Genomic DNA, 26176 nt, shown 5'->3' with positions numbered 1-26176 from the left:
CCGGGTCTCAGGTCAGCGAGAACCAGACCGTGGTCTCGCCCGGCACCTCGGTGACGCCGGCGAGCGTGTCGTGCAACGGCTCGCTGGAGGCCAGGACGCGTGCCCCGGTGGGCAGGTCGACCGGGCCGCCGCCGAAGTTCGTCAGCGAGTGCCACCCCTCGTGGCGGGAGAAGTGCACGACGTCCTCTGAGGTGCCGTCGGCCCAGAGGAACGCCTCACCCCTCTGCAGCTCGCGGCGGAGGGCGAGGGCGCGCCGGTAGATCGACAACGTGGACTCGTCCTCGTCGTCCTGCACCGAGACGGCGAGGTCCTCGAACCACTCGGGTTGCGGCAGGTGCGGGGCGTGGTCCCCGAAGCCCAGGGCGGGCTCGCTCGTGTCCCAGGGCAGCGGCACCCGGCTGCCGTCCCGACCCTTGCGCCGGTGGCCCGTGCGGACCCAGACCGGGTCCTGCAGGTCGTCGGGACGCAGGTCGGCCACCTCGAAGAGGCCCAGTTCTTCTCCTTGGTAGACGTAGGCCGAACCCGGGAGGGCGAGCATGAGCAGCGTCGCCGCACGGGCCCGACGGAGGCCCGCATCGGGGTCGAGAGTGGGTCGGCGACCGTCGCTCAGCACGAAGGCGTCCAGGTCCTGCCCCTTCGGCAGGCCGTAGCGCGTGGCGTGACGGACGACGTCGTGGTTCGAGAGCACCCACGTGCTCGTCGCCCCGCTGACGGCCGCCTGCTCGAGGGTCGACGCGATGATGGTCCGGTACTGGTCGGCGTCGAAGTCGGCGCGCGTCAGGGCGAAGCTGAAGGCCTGGCCGAGCTCGGTGGGGCGGGCGTAGAGCGGCACCCGCTCGGGCTGCACCCAGGCCTCGGCCACGGCGCTCCGGGGCGGGTCGTACTCGTCGAGGACCCGGCGCCACCCCTCGAAGATCGTGTGCACCTCGTCACGGTCGTAGAGCGGATCGCTGCCGTCGACCGGCAGGACCTGACGTTCGGCCGCGTCGCGGAGGGGCTCGGTGAGGTCCTTCGCGAGCCCGTGGGCGACGTCGACCCGGAATCCGTCGACGCCACGGTCCGACCAGAACCGCAGCGTGCGTTCGAAGTCGGTGCGGACCTCGGGGTTGCTCCAGTCGAGGTCGGGTTGCTCGGGGGCGAACAGGTGCAGGTACCACTGTTCGGGCGTGCCGTCGGGGCGCTGCAGGCGGGTCCAGGCGCCACCGCCGAAGTTCGAGACCCAGGTCGACGGGGGAGTGTCTCCGCCCTCGCCGAGGCCGTCCCGGAACACGTACCGGCCACGGGCGGCGCTGCCGGGCTCGGACGCCACCGCCTCACGGAACCACTCGTGGTCGCTCGAGGTGTGGTTCGGGACGATGTCGACCACGACCCTCAGCCCGGCCGAGTGGAGGGCGGCGACCATCTCGTCGAAGTCGTCGAGGGTGCCGAGGCGGGGGTCGACGTCGCGGTAGTCGGCGACGTCGTACCCGCCGTCGGCGAGCGGGGACGGATAGAAGGGGCTCAGCCAGACGGCGTCGACCCCGAGCCGCTGCAGGTACGGCACGCGCGAGGTCACGCCGGCCAGGTCACCGATGCCGTCGTCGTTCGCGTCGGCGAAGCTGCGCGGATACACCTGGTACACCACGGCCTGCCGCCACCAGTCGGCGTCGGGGACGGGCGTGGGGCGGGTCGCGGCGGCGCGGGAGGTGGGGGAGTCGGTCATGGGGCGAGGATGCCACGTCTCGGCAGCGGGCGGCGTCGATGCCCCGACCGCGGCACCGGCCGGGGATCGCGGGCCAGGAACGACGAAAGGCCCTGCAGGAGCAGGGCCTTTCGATGGTGATCGTGGGCGATACCGGGCTCGAACCGATGACCTCTTCCGTGTGAAGGAAGCGCGCTACCAACTGCGCCAATCGCCCGGGTGGGACTCGACGATGCTAGTGCATCGCGGTGCTCGAACGCCATTCGGCCGGTCGTCGAGGTCACCGTCGTGAGCTGCCCCGTGATCGATCAAGACACGAACTTCCCTCGATTTGGTTTCTGCCCCGGGGTGTGGGTATTGTTCTTTTGCACGCAGAAATGCAAAGCGAAATGCGGATGTGGCGCAGCGGTAGCGCATCACCTTGCCAAGGTGAGGGTCGCGAGTTCGAATCTCGTCATCCGCTCGAGTGTAATGCTCACCAGAGGGTGGTCCACCGACTGGTGGCCTCCCTCTGGGGGGCTACTCGTATGGTGGAGTGGCCGAGAGGCGAGGCACCGGCCTGCAAAGCCGTTCACGCGGGTTCAAATCCCGTCTCCACCTCCATTCGATCTAGACCTAGGTCTAGACTCGATGTTGCAATTGAATAGTGCGGTTCGAGGGAAGATTCTCGGATCGTTGAGACATGAGCGATTGGCGCAGCGGTAGCGCGCTTCCCTGACACGGAAGAGGTCGCTGGTTCGATCCCAGTATCGCTCACACACAGAAAGCCCCGGCCTCGGCCGGGGCTTTCGTCATGTCCGGGCTTCTTCTCTCACGGGTGGCCCGCCTCTCCTGCCGAGAGGCCACGACCTGTCGCCCACCTCACGATGCGAGCGACGGGTCGTGACGTCCCGCGGCATCCGCCTAGGGGGTGTCGGTCCCCGTCCCGAGACCGACCCCGTTGCCCCGGCCGTTCCCGTTCCCGTTCCCGTTGGTGCCCGGGCCGCCGTTGCCGCTGTTGCCGGGCCCGCTGTTCCCTCCGGGGACGTCGACGCCAGGGACGTCGACCGTCGGGGGCGTCACGGGGTCGACGGTCGGCTGCGTCGTCGGCTCGACCGGCGCCTCCTGGGTGGGGCTCACCTCGTCAGAGGGAGCCGGGTCCGCCGGTGACTCGTCGGTGGAGTCGTCGGACGGTGACGGCGAGTCGACGTCCGACGACTCGGACGGCGTCGTCGAGGGATCCGTCTCGACGCTCGGACTCGTGCTCTCCGTCGGGTCGACCGTCCCACCGTCGCGGGTGGCGGCCCAACCGATGCCCGCCGCCAGCAGCCCGGCGACGACGATCGCCGCCAGCACGAGGGGCCAACGCCGACGCTTCCGGGTCCCGTCGTCCGCCGTGACGTCGGCGACCAGGTCCGTGGCGTCGGCGCGGGAGGCCGCCCCGGCCCCGAACACCGGCGTGCGGGCATCGTCCCGGGGCAGGACGCGAGTGGGGGCGTCGCCGCCGGGCAGGGCAGCCGTCGGCACGTCGGGAGCGGCCATGACGCGCGTGACGGCATCGGTCGACCCGGCGCCCTCGACGGCCAGCGTGCGGGCCGCTCGGGCGACCTCGGCGGCGGCCGGACGGTCGTCGGGTGCTCGCGCGGTCATGCGCGTCAACAGTTCCGCCCACCCCGAGCCGATCGAGGCCGGGATCTCGGGGTCGCGGGTGAGACGGGCCATGACCGACTCGACGACCGACCCCGTGAAGACGCGCCGCCCGGTCAGCGCCTCGACCAGCACCAACCCGAGCGAATAGACGTCGGACGCGGGGGCCGGCGGACGCCCCTCGGCCTGCTCCGGGCTGACGAAGGCGGCGGTGCCCATCAGGGTTCCCGTGGCCGTCACCCGCGTCGAGTCGATCAGGTAGGCGATGCCGAAGTCGGCGAGCTTGGCCCGTCGGGGGTCGCCCTCGTGGTGCGGCGCGGCGAGCAAGATGTTCGCGGGCTTGACGTCCCGGTGGACGACGCCGGCGCGGTGCACCGCCGCCAGGCCGTCCGCGACGTCGCCGAGCAACGCCGCGGCCTCGGCGTGCGACAACGGACCGTCGGCGAGCACGGTCTGCAGGGTGGGGCCGTCGACGTACTCCATCACGAGGTAGGCGTCGTCGTCGTGGCCGTCGCCCTCGACCCGGGCGTCGTAGAGCGTGACGAGCCCCGGGTGGTTGAGGGAGGCGAGGAGGCGCACCTCGCTGACCTGGCGGCTGAGGTCGTGGACGTCGTGCCCGTCCGAGGAGAAGAGCTTGACGGCGACGACCCGGCCGAGCTCGAGGTCGCTCGCCCGGTAGACGGCCCCCATGCCTCCGCGCCCGACGATCGCGTCGAGGCGGTAGCGACCGCCGACGGTCGTGCCGAGGCGGGGATCGGCCTGCTCGCGGGGGCTCATGCGCCCGCTCCCGTCGACGCGCCGGGGAGCACGGGAGGAGTGCCGCCACCCGACCCCCGACTCGCGACCCGACGGGACACCACGGCGTCGAGCACCGTCTCGGCCACGGCGGTCTTCGACCCCTCGGCCTCGGACACGACGTCACCGTCGGCGTCGATCACGACGACGGCCGTGTCGTCGCTGCCGAAGCCGGTCGTCCAGCCCACCGTGTTGAGGACGAGCAGGTCCGCTCCCTTCCGCCGCTGCTTGGCGCGCCCGAGCGAGAGCAGTTCGTCCCGGTCGGCGGCCGTCTCGGCCGCGAAGCCGACGACCACCTGCCCCACGGCCCGACGGGCGACGAGCCCGGCCAGGACGTCCGGGGTCCGGACGAGACGGACGGTCAGCTCGTCGCCCGAGTCGTCCTTCCGGATCTTCCCGTCGGCCACCGACGACGGCCGGTAGTCCGCCACCGCGGCCGCCATGATCACGACGTCCGCCGCCGGGGCGTGCTCGCCCATCGCGGCGTCGAGCTCGAGGGCGGTGCCGACCTCGACGACGTCGATCGTCCCCTCCGTCTCGAGCGTCTGCCGCACGGCTCCGTCGAGTGCGGCCGCGACGACGGTGACGTGGGCACCGCGGCGGGCCGCCCCGAGGGCGAGCGCCGCCCCCTGCGTACCGCTCGACCGGTTGCCGACGAACCGCACGGGGTCCAGGGGCTCACGCGTGCCGCCGGCCGAGACGACCAACCGGAGGCCGTCCAGGTCACCGACCCGCGCCTCCTGGTCCCCAGCCCCCGGGACGGCGGCGGGTGGGGCGTCGAGGGAGCCCGGGCCGGTCACGAGGGCGAGTGCCGCGGCGACGATCTCGTCGGGTTCGCTGAGCCGGCCGGGCCCCACGTCGCCCCCGGTCAGCGGCCCGTCGTCCGGCCCGACGACGGTCACCCCGCGCGACCTCAGCAGGTCGACGTTCGCGACCGTCGCCGGGTTCCGCCACATCTCGGTGTGCATGGCGGGCGCGACGACGAGCGGCGCGGTGCTCGCGAGGATCGTCGTGCCGAGCAGGTCGTCGGACAGGCCGTGGGCGATCTTCGCCAGGGTGTGGGCGGTCGTGGGGGCCACGACGATCAGGTCGGCGCGCTGCCCCAGGGCCACGTGCCGCACCTCCGCGACGTCGTCGAAGACGGACGTGTGCACGGGGTTGCGGCTCGTGGCCTCCCAGGTGGGCGCCCCGACGAAGCGCAGGGCGGCCTCGGTCGGCACGACGTGGACGTCGTGTCCCCGCAGCACGAGGCCGCGGACGACCCCGACGGCCTTGTACGCCGCGATGCCGCCCGAGACGCCGACGACGACGGACAGGCGACGCGGGGCGTCGGCGGGGGAGGAGCGGGGGTGGTCGTGCGTCACGGTGGGCCTCGTCGATCGATGCGTCGGTCGGCCGACCCGGTGCCGGGTCGGTAGCGTTGCCCACCACGATGCCGCATCCCGCGGTCGAGCGTCGGCACCCGCCCCGACGAGCCCCCACCCTGAGGACCCCATGTGCACCGTCGTCGTCGCCGTCCAGCCGGACGCGCCCTGGCCCGTCGTCTTCCTCGGGCTCCGGGACGAGTCGCCCGACCGCCCCTGGGACGAGCCCGGCGCCTGGTGGCCCGGCCTCGGTGAGCGGGTGACCGGGGTGCACGACCGCGAGGCGGGCGGGGCCTGGTTGGCGACCGCCCGGGGCCCGAGCCGGGCGAGCGTGGTGCTCAACCGTCACGAGGCCCCCGCGTCACCGCCCGGTGGATGGACCACCCGCGGTGCCCTGCCCCTCTGGGCGGCCGCCGACGGCGTCCTGCCCGACGGCCCGCAGACGACCCGCACCTTCAACCTGCTCACGGCGGACGCAGGAGGCGCGGTGCACTCCGTCTGGGACGGCACCGCCACCGAGACGGCCCGCCTCGCCCCCGGGGTGCACCTGCTCACGCACGCCGCCCCCGACGACCGGTCCGTGCCGCGCGTCGACCGCTGGCTGCCCCGGTTCCGTGACGTCGCGCCTCCGACCGGTCCGCTGCCGACGGCGGAAGAGGGCGAGGGCAGCTGGACGCCGTGGCTCGACCTGCTGCGCGAGAGCAGCGCGCTGCCGACCGACGACGACGACGCGCTCGTGCGGGCCGACCTGGTCGACGGACGCCTCTTCCACTCGCTGTCGCTGAGCACCGTCGCCGTCTCGGCCGACGACGTGGCCCACCGTCACGTGCGGCTCGACGGCGCCCCCTCGGTGGCGGAGGCGATCGCGCGACGCTGACGGGCGCGTGGCGACGCCGACGGGTGTGCGACGACGCCCGGCCCGGGGCCGTCACGTCACGGGAAGTCATCGGGAATCACGCCCGCCCCCGCGGCGTTAGTGTCGGGAGGCTCGTCCGACCCCCGAGCCGCAGCAAAGGAACCCTCGTGAAGATCACCGCCGTCCGCACCGTCCGTCGCCTCGCCTCCGTCGGCGTCGTCGCCGCCGCCGCCGTCGCCCTGGCCGCCTGCGCGCCCGCCTCCACCGACGGGGTCGTCCAGTCCACCGGCAGCGCGACCGCCGACACGAGCGCGGCGAAGAGCCTGTCCGACATCCAGGCGGCCGGCGAGCTCGTCATCGGCACCGAGGGCACCTACCAGCCCTTCACCTACCACGAGGGCGGGGCCGGCGCGCTGACCGGCTACGACGTCGACGTCGCCACGGCCGTCGCCGAGAAGCTCGGCGTCACCCCGGCCTTCGAGGAGACGCAGTTCGACGCCCTGCTCGCCGGACTCACCGCCGGCCGCTTCGACCTCGTGGCCAACCAGATCTCGATCACCGACGAGCGTGAGGCCACGTACGACTTCTCGACGCCCTACACGGTCAGCCGCGGTGTCGTGATCACGGCCGCCGACAACACCGACATCACCTCGCTCTCCGACCTCGAGGGCAAGACGACGGCCCAGTCGCAGTCGAGCAACTTCTACACGACCGCCAAGGACGCGGGCGCGGACGTGCAGGTCGTCGACGGCTGGGCCCAGTCGGTCGCGCTCCTCGAGCAGGGTCGCATCGACGCGACCGTCAACGACGAACTGACCTTCCTCGACTACGTCAAGACCAACCCCGACCAGGCCGCCGGCATCAAGATCGCGGCGACCACGGACGACGTCTCGCGCTCGGCCCTGGTCACCACGAAGGGCAGCGACGACCTCGTGTCGGCGATCGACGACGCCCTCGCCGAGCTCAAGGCCGACGGGACGCTGTCGTCGATCAGCGAGAAGTACTTCGGCCAGGACGTCAGCGAGTAGGCGTGCAGTCCTCCCTCGACCTCTTCTGGCGGTCGCTCTGGCCGATCGTGTCGGGGGCGCTCGTCGCGTCGATCCCGCTCGCCTTCGCATCGATGGCGATCGGGCTGGTCATCGCCGTCGTCATCGCGCTGATGCGCCTGTCGGGCAAGGCGGCGCTCGCGGGCATCGCCCGGGTCTACATCTCGATCATCCGGGGCACGCCGCTGCTCGTGCAGCTCTTCGTCGTCTTCTACGGCCTTCCGTCGATCGGCGTCAAGCTCGATCCGTGGCCCAGCGCCATCATCGCGTTCTCCTTGAACGTCGGTGGGTACGCGGCCGAGGTCATCCGCGCGGCCATCCTCTCGGTGCCCAAGGGCCAGTGGGAGGCCGCCCACACGATCGGCATGTCGCGGGGGCTCGCCCTCCGGCGGATCATCCTGCCGCAGGCGGCGCGCGTCTCGGTGCCCCCGCTGTCGAACACCTTCATCAGCCTGGTCAAGGACACCTCGTTGGCGAGCGTCATCCTCGTCGTCGAGCTGTTCCGTCAGGCAGAGCAGATCGCGACCGTCTCGAACCAGTTCCTGCTGATCTACCTCGAGGCCGCCCTGGTCTACTGGGTGATCTGCCTGATCCTGTCGTTCGGGCAGGACGCCCTCGAGAAGAGATTGGACCGCCACGTTGCCCGCTGACGTCACCCCGCCCCGGCCGGCCGACGAGACCGGTGCCCCCGTGCTGACCGTCCGCGGGCTGCACAAGGCGTTCGGCGCGAACGAGGTGCTGCGCGGCATCGACCTCGAGGTGCGCCGCGGACGCGTCGTCGCCATCATCGGGCCCTCGGGTTCGGGCAAGACGACCGTGCTGCGGTCGCTCAACAGCCTCGAGGTGCCCGACGGGGGAGTCGTCACGCTCTCCGACGGCCGCTCCATCGACTTCGGCACCACGGTCGGCAAGCGCGACCTGCTCGCCCTCCGCGACCGCTCGTCGATGGTGTTCCAGCACTTCAACCTGTTCCCGCACCTCACGGTGCTGCAGAACGTCGTCGAGGGACCGGTGCGCGTCCAGGGACGCGATCCGAAGGAGGCGCGGGCCGAGGCCGAGGCACTCCTCGCGCGCGTGGGCCTCGCCGAGAAGGCCGACGCCTACCCGGCCGAGCTCTCGGGCGGCCAGCAGCAGCGCGTGGGCATCGTGCGCGCGCTCGCCCTGCGGCCCGAACTCCTGCTCTTCGACGAGCCGACCTCTGCCCTCGACCCCGAACTGGTCGGTGACGTGCTCACCGTCGTGAAGGAACTCGCCGACGAGGGCTGGACGATGATCGTCGTCACCCACGAGCTCGAGTTCGCCCGCCGCGTGGCCGACGAGCTGCTCTTCATGGACGCCGGCGTCGTCGTCGAGCGGGGCCGTCCCGCCGACGTGCTGTCCCGCCCCCGCGAGGCCCGCACGCAGCAGTTCCTGCAACGGGTGCTCAAGCCGCTCGACGACTGACGGGACGTCCGCGCGACGCGCGACCCGCGCCTCCTCGATCGGGGACCAGGAGGCGCGGGTCGACGCGGTCCGGGACGCTTAGCCGAACAGGCGGTGCGAGGCGATGCGCGCGCCCTCGCCGAGCGAGGCCAGCTTGGCCACCGCGATCTGCGGGTGGATGCGACCGCCCAGGCCGCAGTCGGTCGAGGCGACGACGTTCTCGGGGCCGACCAGCGAGGCGAACCGTTCGATGCGGTCGGCCACGAGTTCGGGGTGCTCGACGACGTTCGTGGCGTGGCTGACGACGCCCGGCACGATCGTCTTGCCGGTCGGCAGCTCGACGTCGCGCCAGAGCTTCCACTCGTGCTCGTGACGGACGTTGGCCGCCTCGAACGAGTACGAGCCGGCCTCGATCTCGAGCATGAGGTCGACGATGTGACGGAACTCGACGTCGGTCGTGTGGGGACCGTGCCACGAGCCCCAACAGAGGTGGAAGCGCACCTGCTCCGGCGGCAGGCCGCGGAGGGCGTGGTTGAGCGCGTCGACGCGGATGCGGGTGAACGCCCGGTAGTCCTCGACGCTCGGCTCCGGGTTGATCTGGTCCCAGTTCTCGGCGATCGAGGGGTCGTCGATCTGGACGGTCAGGCCGGCCTCGACGATCGCCGTGTACTCCGCGCGCAGCACCTCGGCCCAGGCCCAGATGTGCTCCTCCTCGGTGGCGTAGAAGTCGTTGGCGATGCGGGCACCGCTGCCCGGGGACAACGACGTGAGGAATCCCGAGGTCGAACCGCTCGCCTCGAGCCCGGCCTTCAGGTTGGCGATGTCCGAGGCGATGGCGGCGTGTCCGACGTAGGCCAGGGGTCCCGTCGTGCTCGGGAACGGCGTGGCACCCGAGCCCGTGCCGATGCCCGAGGTCGGGTCGGTGTAGGCGTCGTGGAAGGCCCGCCAGTCTCGGCGGTCGGGGAACGACGTCAGTCGTACGTCGCCGGGCGAGGACCGCACGGCCGGCTGGCTGAAGATGTCCGACCCGGTCAGCGAGAGACCGCTCACGCGCTGGAACGAGTACGACCACCAGGCGCCGTAGTCGACCGCGCTCGTCATGGCCTTCCCGTACTCGCCGTCGCCGACGATCGTGATGCCGAGATCGCTCTGGCGCCGGACGAGATCGACGACGGCGTCGGTCAGCAGGGCGTCGAACTCGGGGGTGCGCTCGAGGGTGAAGCCGTCCTCGCCGAGGGCGCGCGCGTCGTTCGCGGCGATCAGCTCGGGCGTGCGCGGCAGGCTTCCCGCGTGGGTGGTCTCGATGCGGCCGGGGGTGGTCGTCATGGGATGCTCCGTTCGTCGCCACCACTCTGGCCCCCGACCCCGGACGAGTGCGACGGGCACGACACGGGACGTCACAGCCGTGCGCTCGGGAACACCGGGCGGCCGTCGTCCGTTGCGTCCCGTGTAGGCCGGAGCCGGGCCCCTCGGGGGGCCTCGGTACGATCGACGGGAAGGGACACCGTGACCACCACCTCCTCCGCACCATCCACCCACCGTCCGGGGCTGTCCGACGACGACGCCCGCCGTCTGCGCGCCGACTTCCCGCTCCTCGGGCAGGACGTCAACGGCGAGCCGCTCGCCTACCTCGACTCGGGGGCGACCGCCCAACGGCCGGCGTCCGTGCTCGACGCCGAGCGGCGCTTCCTCGAGACGACGAACTCGGCCGTGCACCGGGGCGCCCACACGCTCGCCGCCCTGTCGACCGAGGCCTACGAAGAGGCACGCGAGACGGTCGCCCGCTTCGTCGGTGCCGACGTCGACGAGATCGTCTGGACCTCCAACGCCACCGACGCCCTCAACCTCGTCGCGTACGGCGTCGCGAACGCGACGCACGGGCGGGGTGGTGAGGCCGCGCGACGCTTCGCCCTCGCGCCCGGCGACGAGATCGTCGTCACCGAGGCCGAACACCACGCGAACCTCGTCCCGTGGCAAGAACTCGCCGCGACGACCGGTGCCAGCCTGCGATTCGTGCCGGTCCGCGGCGACGGCACCTGGACCACCGCCGACGCGGCCACCGTGATCGGACCCCGCACGCGCCTCCTCGCCTTCGCCCACGTCTCGAACGTCACCGGCCTCGTCGCGCCCGTCGCCGAGCTGGTGGCGCTGGCGCACGACGTCGGCGCCCTCGTCGTCCTCGACGCCTGCCAGTCGGTCCCGCACCGCCCCGTCGACCTCCACGACCTCGACGTCGACTTCGCCGCCTTCTCGGGCCACAAGATGCTGGGGCCCACGGGCATCGGCGTCCTCTACGGCCGGGCCGAACTGCTGAACGCCCTGCCGCCGTTCCGGACCGGCGGCTCGATGATCACGACGGTGACGATGGAGGGCTCCGAGTACCTCCCCGCTCCGCAGCGCTTCGAGGCCGGCACGCAGCCCGTGTCCCAGGCCGTCGCCCTGGCCGAGGCCGTGCGCTACCTCGACGCCGTCGGCATGGACCGGGTGCGCGCCCACGAGGAGGCCCTCGCCGACCTGCTCGTCCGCGGCCTCGAGGCCGTCGACGGCGTCACGGTCGTGGGCCCGCCCGCCGGCGTGCCGCGATCGGGACTCGCCAGCTTCGTCGTCGACGGGGTGCACGCCCACGACGTCGGCCAGTTCCTCGACGCGCGCGGCATCGCCGTGCGGGTCGGCCACCACTGCGCCCAGCCACTGCACCGTCGTCTCGGGGTGACGGCCACGACGCGGGCCAGCACCTACCTGTACTCGTCGAGCGACGAGGTCGACCGGCTGGTCGCCGGGGTCGCCGAGGTCCGCGGCTACTTCGGCGTCGTCGGCCCGGAGCCCGTCGACGAGAAGGCCGAGGAGGCGCGGTGAGCGCCGCCCTCGACGGCCTGTACCAGCAGGTCATCCTCGACCACGCCAAGGCGCGGCACGGCGACGGCGAGCTGCCCGGGGCCGACGCGCAGCACCACGAACGCAACCCGACCTGCGGTGACGAGATCACCGTCCGCGTCGCCCTCGAGCCCGGGACCGACCGCATCGCCGACCTCCGCTGGCAGGGCGCCGGCTGCAGCATCTCGATGGCCTCCGCCTCGGTGCTGGCGCAGCTGGCTCCGGGTCGCACGCTGACCGAGCTCGACGCACTCGTCGGGGAGTTCCGCGAGATGATGCGGTCCCGGGGCGCCGGGGAGCCCGACGACGAGGTCCTCGGCGACGCGGTCGTGTTCCACGGGGTCTCGAAGTTCGTCATGAGGGTGAAGTGCGGCATGCTCGCGTGGGTCGCGGCGGAGGCCTGTTCGACCGAACTGCGCGCCGTCTGAGCCGACCAGGGCCTCGTCGCCCGTCGAGGCCCTGGTCGACCGGTCGGCGGTCGGTCGGCGACTAAAGTGGTCCCCGCCCCTCGACGATAGGAACCACCGCCGTGTCCGACCAGACCGACATCGACCCGACCGCCTCCTCAGCCGCGACCGGCCTCTCGGCCGTCGAGGCCACCGCGACGACGACCGGCTCCGAGCTGTTCACCGACAAGTCGGTCGTGGCCGTCCGCGTGTCCGGCGAGCTCCGCGACCTCGCGACCGAACTGCACGCGGGCGACGTGGCCGAGCCGGTCACGATCGACTCGCCCGACGGCCTGGCCATCCTCCGGCACTCGGCTGCGCACGTGATGGCCCAGGCGGTGCAGCAGATCAACCCCGAGGCCAGGCTCGGCATCGGACCGCCCGTCACCGACGGCTTCTACTACGACTTCGACGTCGCGGAGCCCTTCACCCCCGACGACCTCAAGGCCATCGAGAAGGGCATGGAGCGCATCATCCGTCAGGGCCAGCGCTTCCGTCGTCGCGTCGTGACCGACGACGAGGCCCGCGAGCTGCTCGCCCACGAACCGTTCAAGCTCGAGCTCATCGGGCTCAAGGGCGGGTCGGCCGACGAGCTCGGCGCCGACGGCGAGTCGGTCGAGGTGGGCGGGGCCGAGCTCACGGTCTACGACAACCTCGACCCGAAGACCGGCGAGGTCGTCTGGTTCGACCTCTGCCGCGGTCCCCACGTGCCCAGCACGCGCCTCCTCGGCAATGCCACGAAGCTGATGCGCGTGGCGGCCGCCTACTGGCGCGGGTCCGAGAAGAACCCCCAGCTGCAGCGCATCTACGGCACGGCGTGGCCCACCAAGGACGACCTGCGCGCCTACCAGGCCCGGCTCGAGGAGGCCGCCAAGCGCGACCACCGCAAGCTCGGCGCCGAGCTCGACCTCTTCTCGTTCCCCGACGAGATCGGCTCGGGTCTCGCGATCTTCCACCCGAAGGGCGGCATCATCCGTCGCCAGATGGAGGACTACTCGCGCGAGCGCCACGAGAAGGCCGGGTACGAGTTCGTCTACACGCCGCACATCACCAAGGCGGCCCTGTTCGAGACCTCGGGCCACCTGGGTTGGTACAAGGACGGCATGTTCCCGGCGATGCACCTCGACGAGGCACGCAACGACGAGGGCGAGATCACCCGCCAGGGTGCGGACTACTACCTCAAGCCGATGAACTGCCCGATGCACATCCTGGCGTACCGTTCGTCGGCCAAGTCCTACCGTGACCTGCCACAGCGCCTGTTCGAGTTCGGCACCGTGTACCGCAACGAGAAGTCCGGCGTCATCCACGGGCTCACCCGCGTGCGCGGCATGACCCAGGACGACGCGCACATCTTCACCACCCGTGACGACATGGCGGCCGAGCTCAAGGGCACGCTCGACTTCGTCCTCAGCCTGCTGCGCGACTACGGCCTCGACGACTTCTACCTCGAGCTGTCCACCAAGGACCCCGAGAAGTACGTGGGCGACGACGCCACCTGGGACGAGGCGACGGCGACGCTGAGGCAGGTCGCAGAAGAGACCGGCCTCGAACTCGTACCCGACCCGGCCGGCGCGGCGTTCTACGGGCCGAAGATCTCGGTCCAGGCACGTGACGCGATCGGACGCACCTGGCAGATGTCGACGGTGCAGCTCGACTTCAACCTGCCCGAGCGCTTCGACCTCGAGTACACGGCTGCCGACGGGTCGCGTCAGCGTCCGGTCATGATCCACCGGGCGTTGTTCGGTTCGATCGAGCGCTTCTTCGGCGTGCTCACCGAGCACTACGCCGGGGCCTTCCCGGTCTGGCTGGCGCCCGTCCAGGTCGTGGCGATCCCCGTCGCCGACGAGTACGGCGACTACCTCGACGGCGTCGTGGCACGTCTGCGCGAGGTCGGCGTCCGGGCGCAGGTCGACCACAGCGACGACCGCATGCCGAAGAAGATCCGCACGCACACCAAGGCCAAGGTGCCGTTCCAGTTGATCGCCGGCGAGGACGACCGCGCGGCCGGGGCCGTCAGCTTCCGCTACCGGGACGGCTCACAGGAGAACGGCGTGCCGCTCGACGAGGCGATCGCCAAGATCGTCGCGGCCATCGAGACCAAGGCCCAGGTCTGAGCGTGGTCGCCGACGGGTCCGCGGCCGAGTCCTCCGCCGACTTCGCCGCGGTCCCCGACGCGTTCCAGCGACTCTGGACGCCGCACCGCGCCGTCTACGTCGAGGCGGGCCAGGGCGCCCACGACGACTCCTGCCCGTTCTGCAGTGCCCCTTCGAGGTCGGACGACGAGGCGCTCATCGTGGCTCGGGGCGAACACGCCTACGTGTTGCTCAACCTCTACCCCTACAACCCGGGGCACCTGCTGGTCTGCCCGTACCGGCACGTCTCCACGTACGACCTCGCCACCTCCGACGAGGTGGCCGAGATCGCGTCCCTGACCCAGACCGCCATGCGGGTCCTCACACAGGTGTCCCACGCGCAGGGCTTCAACATCGGCATGAACCAGGGGCAGGTCGGCGGAGCCGGCATCGCGGCCCACCTGCACCAACACGTGGTGCCGCGCTACGGCGGCGACTCGAACTTCTTCCCGATCATCGCTCAGACGAAGGCCGTCACGCAGCTGCTCGGCGACGTCCGCGTCGCGGTCTCCGAGGCCTGGCCGAGGGACGGCGACGGCACGACGCCGACGGCGGCGTCGGCGGTCTGATCGGGCCTAAGATAGGGGCCATCATGAGCGACACGACCCCTGCCTCCCACCAGTCCTCCACCACCGGTTCGAGCCGCGTCAAGCGCGGTCTCGCCGAGATGCTCAAGGGCGGCGTCATCATGGACGTCGTCAACGTCGAGCAGGCGAAGATCGCCGAAGACGCCGGGGCCGTGGCCGTCATGGCCCTCGAGCGCGTTCCCGCCGACATCCGGTCCCAGGGCGGTGTCGCCCGCATGAGCGACCCCGACATGATCGACGAGATCGTGGCGGCGGTCTCGATCCCCGTCATGGCGAAGGCCCGCATCGGCCACTTCGTCGAGGCCCAGATCCTCCAGACCCTCGGCGTGGACTACATCGACGAGTCCGAGGTGCTGAGCCCGGCCGACTACGTCAACCACATCGACAAGTGGAACTTCACCGTCCCCTTCGTCTGCGGGGCCACCAACCTGGGCGAGGCGCTGCGTCGCATCACCGAGGGCGCGGCCATGATCCGCTCCAAGGGCGAGGCCGGCACCGGTGACGTGTCCGAGGCCACCAAGCACATCCGCACGATCTCGAAAGAGATCGCCCAGCTCCGTGGGCTCAAGTCCGACGAGCTCTACGTCGCCGCGAAAGAACTGCAGGCTCCCTTCGAGCTCGTGAAAGAGATCGCCGAGACCGGCAAGCTCCCCGTCGTCCTCTTCACCGCGGGCGGCGTCGCGACACCCGCCGACGCGGCTCTCATGATGCAGCTCGGTGCCGACGGCGTCTTCGTCGGTTCGGGCATCTTCAAGTCGGGCAACCCCGCCGAGCGTGCCAAGGCGATCGTCAAGGCCACCACCTTCTTCGACGACCCCCAGGTCGTGGCCGACGCGTCGCGCGGTCTCGGCGAGGCGATGGTCGGCATCAACGTGCCCGACCTCCCCGCACCGCACCGCCTCGCCGAGCGCGGCTGGTGACCTCGGGGGTCGATCGTCGGTGATGCCCGAACGAACGCCCCGGGTCGGCGTCCTGGCCCTGCAAGGCGATTTCCGTGAACACCTGGCCGTCCTGACCTCGTTGGGGGCCGAGGCCGTCCCCGTACGCCGAGCCACCGAGCTCGACGAGATCGACGGTCTGGTGATCCCGGGTGGCGAGTCCAGCGTCATGGACAAGCTGTCGCGGACGTTCGACCTGGACGGGCCGCTCCGACGGGCGATCGGGTCGGGGTTGCCCGTCTACGGCACCTGCGCTGGCCTCATCATGCTCGCGGACCGCATCGTCGACGGCATCCCCGGCCAGCAGAGCATCGGGGGCCTCGACGTCTCGGTCCGGCGCAACGCGTTCGGCTCCCAGACCGACTCGTTCGAGACCGACGTCCACGTCCCCGTGCTCGACGGTCCACCCGTGCACGCGGTGTTCATCCGCGCCCCGGTGGTCGACGCGGTCGGGCCGGCCGCGACGGCGATCGGCGTCCTCGAGGACGGCCGGGTCGTCGCCGTCGAGCAAGGCCCTCTGATGGGCACCTCGTTCCACCCGGAGGTCACCGACGACCTGCGGTTCCACTCGCGGTTCCTCGACAAGGCCCGCGCGCGGGCGTCGCGGTAGACTCGTCGCGATCCACGTCAGCAGTCTGAAGGAGCACCGTGTCCGGGCATTCCAAGTGGGCAACGACCAAGCACAAGAAGGCCGTCATCGACAGTCGACGTGCCAAGTCGTTCGCCAAGCTCATCAAGAACATCGAGGTCGCGGCCAAGCAGGGCGGGGCCGACATGTCCGGCAACCCCACGCTGGTCGACGCCGTCCAGAAGGCCAAGAAGACCTCGGTCCCCAACGACAACATCGACCGGGCCGTCAAGCGCGGTGCCGGTCTCAGCGGCGAGAGCGTCGACTACCAGACGATCATGTACGAGGGGTACGGCCCCAACGGCGTCGCGTTGTTGATCGAGTGCCTCACCGACAACAAGAACCGCGCGGCCGCCAACGTCCGTACGGTGATGTCGCGCAACGGCGGCACCATGGCCGACCCCGGCAGCGTGGCCTACAACTTCAGCCGCAAGGGCGTCATCGCCGTCATGAAGACGGACGACCTCACCGAAGACGACGTCCTCGCCGCCGTCCTCGACGCCGGAGCCGAAGAGGTCACCGATCGTGGTGAAGGCTTCGAGATCGTCACCGAGGCCTCCGACCTGGTCCCGGCCCGTTCGGCCCTCCAGGACGCCGGCATCGACTACGACTCGGCCGACATCGAGTTCGTGCCCGGGCTCAAGATCGAGGTCGACCTCGAGACGGCACGCAAGGTCTTCCGACTCATCGACGCCCTCGACGACGACGACGACGTTCAGAACGTCTACGCGAACCACGACGTCCCCGCCGACGTGCAGGCCGCGCTCGACGACGAAGAATAGGCCGCCGCGGTGACGCTCCGGGTGCTCGGCATCGACCCCGGGCTCACCCGATGCGGGGTCGGGGTGGTCGAGGTCGACGCCCAGCGGCGTGCGACCCTGGTCGACGTGCAGGTCATCCGCACCGCCCCCGACCTCGCCCTCGAGTTGCGTCTCCTCGCCCTGGGTCGCGGTCTCGAGGCGCTCATCGACGAGCACCGGCCGGACGCCATGGCGATCGAGCGGGTCTTCGCCCAACAGAACGTCCGCAGCGTCATGGGGGTGGCACAGGTCAGCGGCCTCGCCCTGCGTGCCGCAGCCGAACGCGAGATCCCCGTCACGCTGCACACGCCGTCCGAGGTGAAGGCTGCCGTGACCGGGTACGGGTCGGCCGACAAGAAGCAGGTCGGCACGATGGTCGCCCGGTTGCTCGGGCTGGCCGAGGCGCCCCGGCCGGCGGACGCCGCCGACGCCCTGGCCCTGGCCATCTGCCATGCCTGGCGGGGTGCGCCCGTCGCTGCCCGCGCCTCCTCGGGTTCCCTCACGCCGGCCCAGCGAGCGTGGCGCGACGCCGAGAAGTCGGTGCGCACTCCTAGGCTGGGGGCATGATCTCCAGTGTCCGCGGTACCGTCCTGTCCGCGTCCGGCACATCGGTCGTGGTCGAGGTCGGCGGCGTGGGCCTTCGCGTCTCGGTCACCCCACAGCTCGCACTGACGGTCCGCGTCGGCGAGCAGGCGCTCGTCCACACGGCGTTGATCGTCCGAGAAGACGACCTCTCGCTCTTCGGCTTCGCCGACCGCGAAGAACTCGAGGTCTTCGACCTGCTCCGCAGCGTCACCGGCGTCGGCCCGAAGTCGGCCCAGGGCGTGCTGTCGACGCTCACGCCCCATCAGGTCGCCACCGCCGTCGCCGACGACGACGACGCCGCGTTCCGACGCGTCTCGGGCATCGGGCCGAAGACGGCCAAGCTCATCGTCCTCTCGCTCACCGGCAAGCTCGACGTGGCACCGACCGCGCCGACCGTCACGGCGGCGTCGACGACGGCTGCCGACGTGCTCGTCGCGTTGGTCGGGCTCGGGTGGTCCGACCGTGAGGCGCAGGCCGCCATCGACGCCGTCGTGGCGGATCGTGGCGACGCCGTCGCGGTGGCCGTGCCGCAGTTGCTGCGTGCCGCACTCGGTCACCTCGGTCCGCAGAAGTCCACCGGGGCCCGAGCGTGAGCGACGACGACCTGACCCGTCCCACGCTCGAGTCCGAGGCCGAGCTGGCCTTCGAAGGGGCGCTGCGGCCCACCTCGCTCGGCGAGTTCGTCGGGCAGTCCAAGGTGCGGGGCCAGCTCGAGCTGCTGCTCAAGGCCGCGACGATGCAGGGCCGCACCCCCGACCACATCCTGCTCGCCGGACCGCCCGGGCTCGGCAAGACGACCCTGGCCATGATCGTGGCCCACGAAGGGGCTCGGCCGTTGCGGATGTCGTCGGGTCCCGCGATCCAGCACGCGGGCGACCTGGCCGCGGTCCTCTCCGCGCTCGTGCCGGGGGAGGTGCTCTTCATCGACGAGATCCATCGCATGGCACGGCCGGCCGAAGAGATGCTGTACCTCGCGATGGAGGACTACCGGATCGACATCATGGTGGGCAAGGGGGCAGGAGCGACCAGCATCCCCCTCGAGTTGTCGCCCTTCACGCTCGTCGGTGCGACCACCCGCAGCGGACTGCTGCCCAACCCCCTGCGCGACAGGTTCGGCTTCACGGCGCACCTCGAGTTCTACGACGAGGCCGAGCTGACCGAGGTCCTCCGCCGGGCGGCGTCCCTCCTCGGCATCGTCATCGACGGTGCCGCCCTGGCCGAGATCGCCGGACGGTGCCGGGGCACGCCTCGCATCGCGAACCGCCTGCTCCGACGCGTCCGCGACTACGCGCTCGTCCACGGGCGGGATGCCGACCTGACGACCGTGCGCGAAGCGCTCGATCTCTACGACGTCGATTCGCTGGGGCTCGACCGGCTCGACCGTGAGGTCGTCCGCACGGTGCTGACCCGGTTCGGCGGCGGACCCGTCGGCCTCAACACCCTTGCGGTCTCGGTGGGAGAAGAGGCCGACACGATCGAGTCGGTCGTCGAGCCGTTCCTCGTCCGGGTGGGCCTGCTCACCCGCACGCCGCGGGGACGCATCGCCACTCCCGAGGCCTGGCGGCACTTCGGTCTGGCGCACGCCTCAGGGGCGCTCTTCGGCGATGACCTATAATTCCTGCAGGTCCGAGGCCTTCGCTCGCTGAAGCGAGTCCCGCTCGGCCCACACCCCCAACAGCGAAAGGGAGTTCCGCATGGATCCCGCAACCCTCATCATGGTCCTCCTCCTGGTGGTCCTCGTCGTCTTCATGTTCCGCAACAAGAAGAAGCGCGACCGTCAGCAGGCCGAACTGCAGAACAAGCTCGTCCCCGGCGTCGAGGTCATGCTCTCGTTCGGCGTCTACGGCACCGTCGTCTCCATCGACGACGAGAACAACGTCGCCGAGGTCGAGGTCTCGCCCGGCACCGTCCTCAAGGTCCACCGTCAGACCCTGGGTCGCGTCGTCGAACCGGTCATCGACGAGCCCGTCGCCGACGACGCCGACTCGCTGGCCGACGGCTCCACCGAGCACGACCGCGTCATCGACGACGCTCCCGAGTTCGGTGAACGCGCCACGTCCGCCCCGGTCGACTCGACGGTCGCCAAGGACTCCGACACCAAGGCCTGACCCGACGACCGCCTCGGCCGCCTGGCGCGGCCGGGTCCGATCCACGGCGCGCGCTCCACGTGAGCGCGCGCTCCCATGAGAAAGCAGAGTTCCTCCGTGGCACGCTCGACGCCGGTGAAGAAAGCAATACGATCCCTGACCTGGTTGTTGGTCATCATCGCCGGCCTCACGGCCCTGAACGGCACGGCCACGTTCCTGAACGACTCCGGTCGTGACGGGTGGTGGAACGGAGCGAGTTGGGTGCCCGAACTGGCCCTCGACCTGCAGGGCGGCACGCAGATCACCCTGGCGGCCCAGCTCCAGAGCGGCGAGACGGTGTCGTCGGAGCAGCTGGACCAGGCGGTCACGATCATCCGGCAGCGCATCGACTCGGCCGGCGTCTCGGAATCCGAGATCACCAAGCAGGGCACGCAGAACATCGTCGTGTCCATCCCCGGACGACCCGACAACGCGACCCTCGAACGCATCGAGGCGTCGGCCAAGCTGACCTTCCGCCCCGTGCTCTACACCGAGGCGGTCTCGAACGCCGCGGTCGGCGGAGAAGGCGACGGCGCCACTGCCAGCCCGAGCGCCACGCCCTACACCCCCAACCCCGAGCTCGAGAGCACGCCGACCGCGTCCCCGACGAACGCGTCCGACCTGGCGTGGATCACCCCCCAACTCGCCGACCTCTACCAGAACTACGACTGCGCGGCCGAGAACGACCTGGCCACGGCCCGTGACGACGAGCCACTGGTCACCTGCTCCACCGACGGCACGGCCAAGTACATCCTCGGCCCGGTCGAGGTGCAGGGTTCCGACATCAGCGACGCCACGAACGGCCTCGCCGCCGACTCGCAGGGCAACTCGACGAACACCTGGGCCGTGAACCTCGAGTTCAACGGCCAGGGCACCGACCGGTTCTCCCAGGTCACCTCGCGCCTCGTCTCGTTGCAGGCGCCGCAGAACCAGTTCGCCGTGACCCTCGACAACCAGGTCATCACGGCGCCGTCCGCGAACGCCGCCATCACCGACGGCCGGGCCCAGATCACGGGCCAGTTCACGCAGGACTCCTCGAAGACCCTCGCCGACCAGCTGAAGTTCGGTGCCCTCCCGCTCAGCTTCTCGGTCCAGAGCAACGAGACGATCACCGCGACCCTCGGACAGACCCAGCTGATCAGCGGTCTGATCGCCGGCCTCATCGGCCTGATCCTGGTGGTCATCTACTCGCTGATCCAGTACCGGGCCCTCGCCTTCGTGACCGTCCTGTCGCTGGTCATCGCCGCCGTGCTCACCTACCTCGTGATCGCCATCCTGTCCTGGCGAGAGGGCTACCGCCTCTCGCTGGCGGGGGTGACCGGTCTGATCGTGGCCATCGGCATCACGGCCGACTCCTTCATCGTCTACTTCGAACGCATCCGGGACGAACTCCGCGACGGTCGCATCCTCGAGAGCGCCGTCGAATCGGGCTGGAAGCGCGCCATCCGCACGATCATCGCGTCCGACACGGTGAACTTCCTGGCGGCCATCACGCTCTTCATCCTCGCGGTCGGCAACGTCAAGGGCTTCGCGCTCACCTTGGGCATCACCACGGTGATCGACCTGATCGTGGTCTCGCTGTTCACCCACCCCATGCTCCAGCTCATCGCCCGGACGCGGTTCTTCGGCGAAGGCCACTCGTTCAGCGGGCTCAACCCACGCGCCCTCGGCGCCGTCTACCGGGGGCGGGCACAGTTCCGAACCCCGGCCGTCGTCGGCCGCAAGCAAGCGGGCGGTCGCGAGGCCGTCAAGCGTCAGACCATCGCCGAGCGCAAAGCCGCCGAGAAGAACACCGAGCGCGTCGACTCGTCGACCGCCGGTGAAGGGAAGAAGGACTCCTGATGGCCAGTTTCTCGAAATTCGGCAACGACCTCTACACGGGTGCCCGGTCGTACGACATCGTGGGTCACCGCCGCCGCTGGTACTGGATCGCCGCCCTGGTCATCCTCATCTCGGTCACCGTCCCGTTCCTCCGCGGCGGCTTCCACTTCGGCATCGAGTTCACGGGCGGGTCGGAGTTCCAGGTCGCCCAGCCGGCCGAACTCGACCAGGACGTCGCCACGACGACCGTCGACGAGGTCGTACCCGGTTCGAACCCGCGGGTCACCCAGGTCGGCACCGACACGATCCGCGTGCAGACCTCGCAGCTGGAAGCCGCTCAGACGAACGACGTGGCGGCGGCGTTGGCCACCGCGTACGACGTCCCCGACGATCGAGTGACCTCGTCCTTCATCGGTGCCTCATGGGGTGCCGACATCACGAGCCAGGCCATCAAGGGTCTCGTGATCTTCCTGATCCTCGCCGCGATCGGCATGACGCTGTACTTCCGAACCTGGAAGATGTCGTTGGCCGCCATGGCAGCCCTGCTGCACGACCTCGTGCTGACCGCGGGCATCTACGGCATCGTCGGCTTCGAGGTCACCCCGGCAGCGGTCATCGGCTTCCTGACGATCCTCGGCTACTCGCTCTACGACACCGTGGTGGTGTTCGACAAGATCCGCGAGAACACCGCCGACGACGGCGAGGGCTCACGACGCACGTTCGGACAGTCCGTGAACCTGGCCGTCAACCAGACGTTGGTCCGGTCGATCAACACGTCCGTCGTGGCGCTCCTCCCCGTCGCGGCGATCCTCTTCATCGGGGCATTCGTCCTGGGGGCGGGCACCCTCCGAGACATCTCCCTGGCGCTCTTCATCGGCATCCTGGTCGGTACCTACTCGACGATCTTCATCGCCTCACCGCTCTACGCCACGCTCCGCCTCCGTGAGCCAGACATCGCGAAACGCGATGCCCGCAAGCTCGAGGCACAGAAGACCGAGCCCCTCACCGTCGACGAGACGGTGGGCGCATGATCGGCGACCACCGTCGACCCGAGATCGGGGCCGACGCCGCCATCGACGCCCTGTCCGACGGCACCTACGTGCTCGACGTCCGAGAACCGCACGAATGGGATGAAGGTCATGCGCCCGGCGCGACGTCCATCCCACTGTCCGAGCTGAACGAACGGGTCGGGGAGGTCCCCACCGACCGCCCCGTCCTCGTCGTCTGCCACTCCGGCATGCGGTCGGCTCGCGCAACGGACGCCCTCCGAGGCATCGGCGTGGACGCCCGCAACGTCGTCGGTGGGATGCTCGCCTGGCGGGACGCGGGGGGCACGGTCGTTGCAGACGACGGCCACCCCGGGGCGTCGGTCGACTGACGGCCGACGGGTACCCTTGACCCCACGGAGTCCACGTCCGACCACGACGGCCGGCGGTGGCGCTCCGACCCGAGAGAACGAGGTGCAGCCGTGACCGAGATCACCACACGGAACAACTCCGCACCGCCCGAGACGCCCGGCGGTCAGAACACGGCCTCGTTGCGGACGCTCCTGCCTCGACTCTTCTCGCGCAGCCAACCGGCGGGCGCCGTCGACCGCTTGATCAAGACCGTGCGCATGCACCATCCCAAGGCCGACATCGTCATCATCGAGCGGGCCTACTCGGTGGCCGAGAAGGCGCACACGGGGCAACTGCGCAAGAGCGGCGAACCGTACATCACCCATCCCGTCGCGGTGGCGCAGATCCTCGCCGACCTGGGCATCGGCGCCAAGACCGTCGCGGCTGCACTGCTGCACGACACCGTCGAGGACACCGACTACACGCTGGCGATGCTCCAGCGCGACTTCGGGGACGAGATCGCGATGCTCGTCGACGGGGTCACCAAACTCGACAAGCTGAAGTACGGCGACAGCGCTCAGGCCGAGACCGTCCGGAAGATGGTCGTGGCCATGTCGAAAGACATCCGGGTCCTCGTCATCAAGCTCGCCGACCGGCTGCACAACGCCCGGACCTGGGGTTTCGTCGAGTCGGCGTCAGCGAACCGCAAGGCCACCGAGACCCTCGAGATCTACGCCCCCCTGGCGCACCGGCTCGGCATCCAGACCATCAAATGGGAGCTCGAGGACCTCTCGTTCGCGGTGCTCCACCCCAAGCTCTACGTCGAGATCGACAACCTGGTCAAACAGCGCACGCCGCAACGCGAGCAGTTCGTGCAGAACGTCATCAACGCCGTCAAGTCCGACCTCAAGTCGACGAAGATCCGCGGCGACGTCATGGGTCGACCCAAGCAGTACTACTCGATCTACCAGAAGATGATCGTCCGGGGTCGGGAGTTCGACGAGATCTACGACCTCGTCGGCATCCGCATCCTCGTCAACTCGCTCCGCGACTGCTACGCCGTGTTGGGATCGATCCACGCCCGCTGGAACCCGATCCCCGGCCGCTTCAAGGACTACATCGCCACGCCGAAGTTCAACCTTTACCAGTCGCTGCACACGACCGTGATCGGTCCCAAGGGGCGACCCGTCGAGATCCAGATCCGCACGCACGAGATGCACCAGCGGGCCGAGTTCGGCGTGGCCGCCCACTGGAAGTACAAGCAGCGCATGAACGGCGGGCGCGACGACCAGGGCGGAGCGAAGACCGAGACGGACATGGCCTGGCTCGCCCACATCTCGGACTGGCAGGCCGAGACGGCGGACCCCAGTGAGTTCCTGGACAGCCTCCGTTTCGAGATCGGCGCGAAGGAGGTCTACGTCTTCACGCCTCAGGGCAAGGTCATCGGCCTGCCGTCGGGAGCGACCCCGGTCGACTTCGCCTACGCCGTGCACACCGAGGTCGGACACCGCACGATGGGCGCCAAGGTCAACGGTCGCCTCGTGCCCCTCGAGAGCGTCCTGTCGAGTGGCGACGTCGTCGAGGTCTTCACCTCGAAGAATCCCGACTCGGGGCCGAGCCAGGACTGGCTCGCCTTCGTCAAGAGCCCCCGCGCCCGGAACAAGATCAGGCAGTGGTTCACGAAAGAACGCCGCGACGAGGCCATGGAGCAGGGCAAGGACGCCATCGCCCGTGCCATGCGGAAGCAGAACCTGCCGCTCCAGAAGCTGATGACCCAGGACAGCATCGCCGAAGTCGCCGCCACCATGCGGTACGACGACGTGTCGAGTCTCTACGCGGCCGTCGGCGAGGGCCACATCTCGACCCAGTCCGTCATCGAGAAGATCCTCGCCGCGGTCCACACGCAGACCGAGGTCGACGAAGGCGAGTTCGAGTTCCCCAGCCAAGGTCGAGCACGGCCGTTGCGCAACAGCGACTCGGGCGTGCTGGTCCGAGGAGCCCCGGACATCCTGGTGAAACTCGCCAAGTGCTGCACGCCCGTGCCGGGCGACCAGATCGTCGGATTCGTGACCCGCGGCCAGGGCGTCAGCGTCCACCAGGCGAACTGCCACAACGTCCAGGGTCTGTTGAAAGAGCCCGAGCGGATGATCGAGGTCGAGTGGGCTCCGTCGTCCAAGAGCGTGTTCATGGTGCAGATCCAGATCGAGGCCCTCGATCGCAGCGGATTGCTGTCGGACGTCACCCGGGTCCTGAGCGAGCACCACGTCAACATCCTGTCGGCGAGCGTCTCGACCTCTGACGAACGCCTGGCCCTCAGCCGCTTCGTGTTCGAGATGGGTGACACCACCCACCTCGATCGCGTCCTGAACGCGGTCCGACGCATCGACGCCGTGTACGACGTCTACCGGGTCAGCGCCGGCTGAGACGCTGCCTCCTCCGACGGACCGGGTGGGCCTGCGTCTCGTCGCACCTCGTCGTCGACGAGGGCCGCGTCGGCGCCGGCTGGACAGACTCGACCGAGTCGCTCCACGGTTCGCGTTCGATGGGGGAGCCGTCCACGTCGATCGAGGACGGCGATCGCGTCGGCGTACGTCACGGCCTGCTGGGAGGCGACGTCCCGGGCGGCCGTCTCGTCCTCAGACGCCCAGCCCTCACAGCGAGCGAGGTCGACGACGGTCCGGGCCGGTGTGGTGACGGCCACACCATGGACGGTGACGATCTCGCCCTCGTCGATGACGACCTGTCGGACGATCGAACCCCGACCACGATGCTTCACCCGCGCCGGCGACACCACCAGACCAGAGTGGGGGAGTGGTGCCGGGCCTCGGGCACCCCAGACCCAGGCGGCACTCCGTTCGGCCGCGACGACTCCGGCACCGAGGGCGATCCCGATCGCGATCGCCCGGCCCCCGGCGTCGTCGATCTCGGCGACGCTGCGCCACGAGCCACCGACCGCGTAGACCTGCCCGTCCAGTGCAGCCGCACGCAGTTCGGGTTCGGGCAGGTCGTCGTGGGTCAGGACCAGGGGGAGACGAGCAGGCATGCACCCAGCCTGGCCGACCCTGCCGACGACGACGAACCGCCCGGCCCTCCCTGTGGAGAATCGGACGGT

General features: G+C 70.3%; 24 protein-coding genes and 4 tRNA genes. 22 read left to right on the top strand and 6 right to left on the bottom strand.

The features are described 5' to 3' along the window. Window positions 1-7: 7 nt before the first annotated feature. Both EDF21_RS01990 and EDF21_RS01985 read right to left on the bottom strand, forming a co-directional pair. A complete protein-coding gene (locus EDF21_RS01990) occupies window positions 8-1702 on the bottom strand; it encodes a glycoside hydrolase family 13 protein (protein WP_123570118.1) in 1695 nt (564 codons plus the stop codon). A 123-nt stretch (window positions 1703-1825) separates the two neighbouring features. Beyond that, window positions 1826-1898, bottom strand: a tRNA-Val gene (locus EDF21_RS01985). Window positions 1899-2072: 174 nt separating this feature from the next. Here EDF21_RS01985 and EDF21_RS01980 point away from each other — a divergent pair. The 3 genes from EDF21_RS01980 to EDF21_RS01970 all read left to right on the top strand — a co-directional run bounded on the left by EDF21_RS01980 (window position 2073) and on the right by EDF21_RS01970 (window position 2437). Beyond that, a tRNA-Gly gene (locus EDF21_RS01980) sits at window positions 2073-2144 on the top strand. A 66-nt stretch (window positions 2145-2210) separates the two neighbouring features. Next, window positions 2211-2284, top strand: a tRNA-Cys gene (locus EDF21_RS01975). 81 nt (window positions 2285-2365) lie between these two features. Beyond that, a tRNA-Val gene (locus EDF21_RS01970) sits at window positions 2366-2437 on the top strand. Window positions 2438-2584: 147 nt separating this feature from the next. Here EDF21_RS01970 and EDF21_RS01965 read toward each other — a convergent pair. Next, window positions 2585-4084, bottom strand: a complete 1500-nt coding sequence (locus EDF21_RS01965) for a serine/threonine-protein kinase (RefSeq protein WP_123570117.1) — start codon at window positions 4082-4084, stop codon at window positions 2585-2587. Further along, complete coding sequence (gene coaBC, locus EDF21_RS01960) at window positions 4081-5418, bottom strand: bifunctional phosphopantothenoylcysteine decarboxylase/phosphopantothenate--cysteine ligase CoaBC (RefSeq protein ID WP_123570776.1); 1338 nt, start codon at window positions 5416-5418, stop codon at window positions 4081-4083. Before coaBC ends, EDF21_RS01965 begins: the two co-directional genes overlap by 4 nt. A 178-nt stretch (window positions 5419-5596) precedes the next feature. On the opposite strand from coaBC, the gene EDF21_RS01955 reads away from it, so the two are divergent. The 4 genes from EDF21_RS01955 to EDF21_RS01940 all read left to right on the top strand — a co-directional run bounded on the left by EDF21_RS01955 (window position 5597) and on the right by EDF21_RS01940 (window position 8811). Beyond that, window positions 5597-6343, top strand: coding sequence for an NRDE family protein (locus EDF21_RS01955; RefSeq protein WP_158612833.1), 747 nt, complete (start codon window positions 5597-5599; stop codon window positions 6341-6343). Between the two features lie 152 nt (window positions 6344-6495). Next, entirely contained in the window at window positions 6496-7350 is an 855-nt protein-coding gene (locus tag EDF21_RS01950) for an amino acid ABC transporter substrate-binding protein (protein ID WP_123570775.1), read from the top strand. 2 nt (window positions 7351-7352) lie between these two features. Further along, entirely contained in the window at window positions 7353-8018 is a 666-nt protein-coding gene (locus tag EDF21_RS01945; protein WP_056045410.1) for an amino acid ABC transporter permease, read from the top strand. Then, window positions 8008-8811: an amino acid ABC transporter ATP-binding protein gene (locus EDF21_RS01940; RefSeq protein WP_123570115.1), complete on the top strand. Its 804-nt coding sequence runs from the start codon at window positions 8008-8010 to the stop codon at window positions 8809-8811. The genes EDF21_RS01945 and EDF21_RS01940 overlap by 11 nt, the downstream gene beginning before the upstream one ends. 78 nt (window positions 8812-8889) lie before the next feature. Here EDF21_RS01940 and EDF21_RS01935 read toward each other — a convergent pair whose 3' ends face one another. After that, a complete protein-coding gene (locus EDF21_RS01935; protein ID WP_123570114.1) occupies window positions 8890-10116 on the bottom strand; it encodes a cobalamin-independent methionine synthase II family protein in 1227 nt (408 codons plus the stop codon). A 222-nt stretch (window positions 10117-10338) separates the two neighbouring features. Between EDF21_RS01935 and EDF21_RS01930 the strand changes: the two genes are divergently transcribed. The 15 genes from EDF21_RS01930 (at window position 10339) to EDF21_RS01860 (ending at window position 25487) form a co-directional block, all read left to right on the top strand. Continuing rightward, window positions 10339-11646, top strand: a complete 1308-nt coding sequence (locus EDF21_RS01930) for an aminotransferase class V-fold PLP-dependent enzyme (protein WP_123570774.1) — start codon at window positions 10339-10341, stop codon at window positions 11644-11646. After that, window positions 11643-12092, top strand: coding sequence for a Fe-S cluster assembly sulfur transfer protein SufU (sufU, locus tag EDF21_RS01925; RefSeq protein ID WP_123570113.1), 450 nt, complete (start codon window positions 11643-11645; stop codon window positions 12090-12092). The genes EDF21_RS01930 and sufU overlap by 4 nt, the downstream gene beginning before the upstream one ends. Window positions 12093-12286: 194 nt before the next feature. Next, window positions 12287-14224: a threonine--tRNA ligase gene (gene thrS, locus EDF21_RS01920; protein WP_199859613.1), complete on the top strand. Its 1938-nt coding sequence runs from the start codon at window positions 12287-12289 to the stop codon at window positions 14222-14224. A 2-nt stretch (window positions 14225-14226) separates the two neighbouring features. Next, on the top strand, window positions 14227-14811 hold the full coding sequence (locus EDF21_RS01915) for an HIT domain-containing protein (protein WP_370274424.1): 585 nt from the start codon (window positions 14227-14229) through the stop codon (window positions 14809-14811). Between the two features lie 23 nt (window positions 14812-14834). Beyond that, the gene (gene pdxS, locus EDF21_RS01910) at window positions 14835-15749 is read left to right on the top strand and encodes a pyridoxal 5'-phosphate synthase lyase subunit PdxS (protein ID WP_123570111.1); all 915 of its coding nucleotides are present in this window, start codon (window positions 14835-14837) and stop codon (window positions 15747-15749) included. 22 nt (window positions 15750-15771) lie between these two features. Beyond that, a complete protein-coding gene (gene pdxT, locus EDF21_RS01905) occupies window positions 15772-16377 on the top strand; it encodes a pyridoxal 5'-phosphate synthase glutaminase subunit PdxT (protein WP_123570110.1) in 606 nt (201 codons plus the stop codon). Window positions 16378-16415: 38 nt separating this feature from the next. Beyond that, window positions 16416-17177 (top strand): YebC/PmpR family DNA-binding transcriptional regulator, encoded by a 762-nt coding sequence (locus EDF21_RS01900; RefSeq protein WP_056045387.1) that lies wholly within the window; start codon window positions 16416-16418, stop codon window positions 17175-17177. Window positions 17178-17186: 9 nt separating this feature from the next. Continuing rightward, a complete protein-coding gene (gene ruvC / locus EDF21_RS01895) occupies window positions 17187-17762 on the top strand; it encodes a crossover junction endodeoxyribonuclease RuvC (protein WP_043592720.1) in 576 nt (191 codons plus the stop codon). Then, window positions 17759-18373 carry a Holliday junction branch migration protein RuvA gene (gene ruvA, locus EDF21_RS01890; protein WP_123570109.1) on the top strand — a complete coding sequence of 205 codons (615 nt, stop codon included), beginning with the start codon at window positions 17759-17761 and terminating at the stop codon, window positions 18371-18373. Before ruvC ends, ruvA begins: the two co-directional genes overlap by 4 nt. After that, window positions 18370-19395: a Holliday junction branch migration DNA helicase RuvB gene (gene ruvB, locus EDF21_RS01885; protein ID WP_056045381.1), complete on the top strand. Its 1026-nt coding sequence runs from the start codon at window positions 18370-18372 to the stop codon at window positions 19393-19395. The genes ruvA and ruvB overlap by 4 nt, the downstream gene beginning before the upstream one ends. 79 nt (window positions 19396-19474) lie before the next feature. Beyond that, window positions 19475-19888: a preprotein translocase subunit YajC gene (gene yajC / locus EDF21_RS01880; RefSeq protein ID WP_123570108.1), complete on the top strand. Its 414-nt coding sequence runs from the start codon at window positions 19475-19477 to the stop codon at window positions 19886-19888. A 96-nt stretch (window positions 19889-19984) separates the two neighbouring features. Then, entirely contained in the window at window positions 19985-21748 is a 1764-nt protein-coding gene (gene secD, locus EDF21_RS01875; protein WP_056045374.1) for a protein translocase subunit SecD, read from the top strand. Continuing rightward, a complete protein-coding gene (gene secF, locus EDF21_RS01870) occupies window positions 21748-22758 on the top strand; it encodes a protein translocase subunit SecF (RefSeq protein WP_123570107.1) in 1011 nt (336 codons plus the stop codon). The genes secD and secF overlap by 1 nt, the downstream gene beginning before the upstream one ends. Next, window positions 22755-23105 (top strand): rhodanese-like domain-containing protein, encoded by a 351-nt coding sequence (locus EDF21_RS01865; RefSeq protein WP_123570106.1) that lies wholly within the window; start codon window positions 22755-22757, stop codon window positions 23103-23105. The genes secF and EDF21_RS01865 overlap by 4 nt, the downstream gene beginning before the upstream one ends. Before the next feature lie 237 nt (window positions 23106-23342). Further along, window positions 23343-25487: a bifunctional (p)ppGpp synthetase/guanosine-3',5'-bis(diphosphate) 3'-pyrophosphohydrolase gene (locus tag EDF21_RS01860; RefSeq protein WP_233568386.1), complete on the top strand. Its 2145-nt coding sequence runs from the start codon at window positions 23343-23345 to the stop codon at window positions 25485-25487. Here EDF21_RS01860 and EDF21_RS01855 read toward each other — a convergent pair. Beyond that, window positions 25466-26107, bottom strand: a complete 642-nt coding sequence (locus EDF21_RS01855; protein ID WP_123570105.1) for a hypothetical protein — start codon at window positions 26105-26107, stop codon at window positions 25466-25468. The two genes, EDF21_RS01860 and EDF21_RS01855, sit on opposite strands and share 22 nt — an antisense overlap. Between the last annotated feature and the right edge of the window lie 69 nt (window positions 26108-26176).

The sequence above is a fragment of the Frigoribacterium sp. PhB118 genome (assembly GCF_003751725.1).
Classification (GTDB): domain Bacteria; phylum Actinomycetota; class Actinomycetes; order Actinomycetales; family Microbacteriaceae; genus Frigoribacterium.
Note: the sequence above shows the minus strand (reverse complement) of the source record. Positions and strands in the feature narration are given on the sequence as shown.